Annotated in this window: 3 protein-coding genes; all 3 read right to left on the reverse strand. The window is 44.2% G+C overall.

Annotated features, from left to right (window positions below; genetic code table 11):
• The coding region (locus tag FWJ59_RS08175; protein ID WP_414481457.1) for a DUF1156 domain-containing protein at nucleotides 1–678 on the reverse strand (678 nt) is incomplete at its 3' end.
• A 12-nt stretch (nucleotides 679–690) separates the two neighbouring features.
• Nucleotides 691–1260 (reverse strand): DUF3780 domain-containing protein, encoded by a 570-nt coding sequence (locus tag FWJ59_RS08180; protein ID WP_025747845.1) that lies wholly within the window; start codon nucleotides 1258–1260, stop codon nucleotides 691–693.
• Nucleotides 1260–4367, reverse strand: a complete 3108-nt coding sequence (locus FWJ59_RS08185) for a DUF499 domain-containing protein (protein WP_414481458.1) — start codon at nucleotides 4365–4367, stop codon at nucleotides 1260–1262. The genes FWJ59_RS08180 and FWJ59_RS08185 overlap by 1 nt, the downstream gene beginning before the upstream one ends.
• Nucleotides 4368–4526 lie beyond the last annotated feature (159 nt).

A 4526-nucleotide genomic window follows, 5' to 3' on the forward strand; every position in this document is an offset into this window, starting at 1 on the left:
CGTCAAAAGCATGGCAATGGGATTAAAATCCAAAGCATATACGTCAAATCCCACCCTTGCCGCTTCAAAGGGAACGCTCCCACCGCCGCAGAAGCAGTCACCCACAACCGGAACTTTGCCAAACCTCTTCTTACCCAATTGATGGACAAGCTCCTGTAAGCTCTTGGCATTTGTGCCCAAATGCTCATTTATGACCTGCCACTCGGACTCGGGCAGATTATCTATTTCTTCAGGCCTTAGACAATATTTCAGCTTTTCATCATAAGAAAGCCTATTAAATACAAGCTTTTGCAGCTTTTCCCTATCCTCTTTGGTTATACCCTTCTTATATGCAATTTTCCCATTGGCATCCTCGAAATATCTTTGCCTTTCCTCTTCTGATAGATTTTCGTATATCACCGCCGCAGGAATCGACTGCTTTTTGCGAAGCCATAGCCCCTCTTCATCCATCGTCAATATTTTTAAGAATATCTCCATATCCTTTTTGGGATTGTCGCTTGCAGGCATCAGCAGTCCCAGCAATGCCGCTCTGACAAGAATAAGGGGCTTTCTGCCCCACCATTTCCCAAGCCCTGTCAACGTTTGACCGCTACCTGCCTTTCTCTCTTTATAGCTCTCCTTTGAGACCTTCGAAACAGGAAATTGAACTTCTATAAAAGATGTATCACATCCAAACACACTACCACCCCTTTAGTCGTCTATCTTTCTCTGAAGCAACAAATCAAATAGATCCAGCTGCTTATTGGTCTCCTCAACGGGATTTTCAGTAAGCGCGTACCTTATAGCCTTTCGCCAGCCTCTTTTGTCATAGAGCCCCCCTGTGGCGGCATTGGTCATGGTAAACAGCCACCAGCGCTCCTCCGGCGAGAGCCCGAGCCAGTTTTTAATGGCAACGGGTATAACCGAGGGATCGCAGTCCTCTATTGCCCAGGCCAAAAGCACCATCTCTTTGCCAAAAAGCCGCTGAACAGGAACCTGCCCCGTATGCCACTTGCCGGCAGGCAGCTTTTCCTTCTTCAGCCTTGCATTGAACTCATTTTTTAGAGTATCTTCTATCTGTTTCCATTTGTATTTCGAAATCTCCACTTTCGGCCTGTCCTCTTTTATGTCAATCGTCTGCTCTTTGGCGCCATCCTGCCATTTGAAGCGTTCATAAATGATAACCTTGCCATTGCTGGCGCGAGGTATAATCACCAAAAAATGATGCTGTGACTCTTCGGGAATAAAGCCAAAGCCCAAAACTTGCCTTTTCTCTGCCATTATTGAACGATCTCCTGTTCTTTAAAGTCTTTTAAATCCAATTTCTTTTCCGCCACCCAATCCATAAATTTTTGTCCGCTATCAAAGTGGACAGCATTGCATTCAAAATTGATGTTGACTTTACCTTCATTGACAAAGTTGTCCCTGATGTTGTCTATCCCATTTTCAAGCTTTTCAATATCCACTTTCATGGAAGAATCAAAGGTTAATTCTATCCAGTTTTTATCTCTATCACTGCTCTCTATGTAGAAGGTAACTATAATATCGCTGACCTTGGCTCCGTACTTTTTGAGCAAATCGAGCTCTTTATAGGTCTCGGCCGTATCATTTGTCCTTATACGCCTACTGAGCGTCAACGGCTTCTCAGGAATAATATTTGCTTTATCGTCTCCTTTCTCTATTTTGATTTCCACGGTATCTGAATAGACCCCCGCAGCTTCTGCAACCGCTACCACATAGGTACAGCCTTCAGGCACAATAATCTCGTCCTCGTATATCCCCCCGCTTTCTTTCGGATTGGAACCATCAGTGGTATACCTTATAGGGACCGGGGGAATAGACTTTAGCTCAACAACCTTGTTGCCCCCTTTGCTGTACTGCCGATACTTAAGAGTTATTTTATTGGTCCACTCTACCGGTTCACCCGTTTCATGCTCACCAGTGCTGTCAACGCACAGAAACGACAGTTTAACCTCCTTTGTCCTAAACTCATACGGGTTTTCTACGAGATTTGAGGCTTCGGTGGCTACAGAACCCACCTCATAGTAAATCTTATCTCCATAAAGCGGGGTAATCTTTAGAACCACTTCGCCTGTTTCCTCGTCCCTGCGCAGCTCCTGAATCTGAACGCTGGTTTTTTCTTTGGGGAAAGGTCCCTTATCTATGTATCCGCCATATTCACGCCATATACCTTTCCTAAGCATCTCTTCTTTTAAATTGTCAAGCGCTGTTGGAATATGCCACTGCCACAATGGATTTGTTGCCGCTCGCTCTTTCACATCGCTCCACCGCATCTCTTTTTGCGTAAATATCCTCTCTTCGCACTTCTTCCTGAATATATCCCCTGTGACATCGGTAGTAAACTTCTGGCGCTGTATCAGTACATCCCTTATCTGCTTCTCTCCGTTATACTCGTTACCCACAAACTCCATCAAGAAATCGGCTTTCAAAAGGCCGGCCTTGCTGGGGTAATACAGCTGCGTGAAGGTTTCTCTGGCCGCCTGTAAAAGCTCCAACACTATCCTGTCTCTCTTCTCAAGAGCTTTCTGGTATTGAGGATTGTTGGCGGGAACTTTATCAACGTTTTCCATCCTGTTAATTATTTCATTAATCGCCCTGTGTTCCTTTGCGGCATGCAAGAGCTTTTCCATTGTACTCCTTGAACCAGAGAGAAACATTACCCTGTTCTTGTACTTCTCGTTCTCATAGAATTTTCGCAAGTCAGGATGTAAGCCCGAACCGCCTGTGTATGGTTCAAATAAAACAAGCGTAACCTTATCCTCAGAAAGCTCTATTTCATCAACAGCAGGGAAAACCAGTACTCTCTGGTAACAATCACCTATATTGGGCTTGAACTTTTCCTCCAGGAAAGTCCTCAATTCTTTTCTAGCGCTGTCATTGTCATAGGAATCAACCAGCGAATTAAGCTCGGCAATCAAGTTTCTGGTATTTTGGAAATACAGCCTGCCGTCCCTGTCGGTATGGAGATACCAGGCACGCATAACAAATTCATCAAGCGCCCTTTTCACACGCCTAATGTCTTTCCCGGGCTCGCATAAGTACCCTATGGTCTCCTGCAGGGAAAGTCCCAGCAAAGCATTGGGCACATCCGCCAAAGAGGAAACCAGTATAAGCTTTGCAAGGTCCTGCATGTGGGATTCTCCCAAAGCCGCATCAACCGTTTCCGCAACCGACTTCCCACTTGAAGCAATATCATGAGCTATGGCATTGGCAAGCGAGGGTTTTACCTGTGTAATAGCACTGAGCATTTCGGGGTCATTTAAGTCAAAATCATAAGCGTGTATCAAATATTTATTTTTCGCCTTTGGATTGTCTCCCCTGTAAAGCTGAGAAACCACAATGCGCATCAACCGCAGCAGGCCTCTTGTCTGCTGAAAACCGGGATTTTCTTTAAACCTTGCATACAAGTCTCTCAGCGAAGGATGGAAAGGATAAGAATCCTTTATCCCAATGAAAATTTGATCAGGCGGCACATTGGTATACCCCATCTGTTTTGCTTCCGAAACAGCCTGTTTATAAGCATTTGCCACTTCATTTATCTCCGCATCGGATGGCAAAACTTTAAAAAGCCTCTTTCTCAAAATATGGTATATCTCGTCAGATGTCATGTTTACAGGTTCAATGTTTATAGCCAAACGATTGACCTCATTCTCAAGTTCCTTAAAAGAGGACTGCAAGAGTTCACTCCCGCTTTCGTATGTAGCCCTCAAATCTGAAATAACCAGGCACACGTTGGAAAGTTCCTCTTTATTTAAAGCATTAAATAGGTTTGCCAAAGCAGTGGTGGTCACCACGGCCAGATTAGAATCGCCAATAGGCTTCGACTTTGCATATTCCAAATAAGGAGGCAGCTCATCAAGGAGTATCAATAGCGGCTCTCCCTTTAAGAGGTTCACCCACGCGCTCTGGCCAGGCGCTTGCAGCGGGGAATAATAATCTCTAAACATCTCTTTTTTCCCGAGCTGCTCCGCAATAGCTCCCCATATACCATAGGGGGCATCACTTTCCCTTCCTGTAAAGCCAACAACTTTGATCTTCCCCAGGTGGCTGTCCTTGAACTTATCCCCCATTATCTTTATTCGAAATTCGGGATATTGGCACAATAGCCCCAACGCAATCATGTTATGCGTCTTACCGCCGCCCATGTTTTGAGTCAATTTAATGATACCCGCTGCGCTCTGCCTGTGAAAGCGCTTAAAAGCCGTCTCAAACAATATTTTCATGCCTTGAGTCACGTAGTTTTCTTCAAAAAATCGGTGGGGATCTATCCTATTTTCGATTAGATTTGTCAAATCCAATACATCATCTCTTTTTGTCTCATCGAAAACACTCTCGCGCGGCACACAAAGGTCATATAAGGTCTTCATGTTTAACCCCCGCCCTTCACTTTTTATTTCACAGCTAATAATCAGTGAAAAAAGCATATTCATACAAGAATGCTGCGTAGCTCTGTGTAAGATCATCTCAATTTCTTTGAAAGATACTATAAAAATCATTAAGCTAATAAATAAGTTTAATTTTCCTTA

This window comes from Caldicoprobacter sp., from assembly GCF_047459465.1.
GTDB lineage: Bacteria > Bacillota > Clostridia > Caldicoprobacterales > Caldicoprobacteraceae > Caldicoprobacter.

What these genes read in the sequence shown, in the direction of transcription:
- FWJ59_RS08180 (WP_025747845.1), bottom strand. Translation starts at nt 1,260, where the DNA reads ATGGCAGAGAAAAGGCAAGTTTTGGGCTTTGGCTTTATTCCCGAAGAG.
- FWJ59_RS08185 (WP_414481458.1), bottom strand. Translation starts at nt 4,367, where the DNA reads ATGAAGACCTTATATGACCTTTGTGTGCCGCGCGAGAGTGTTTTCGAT.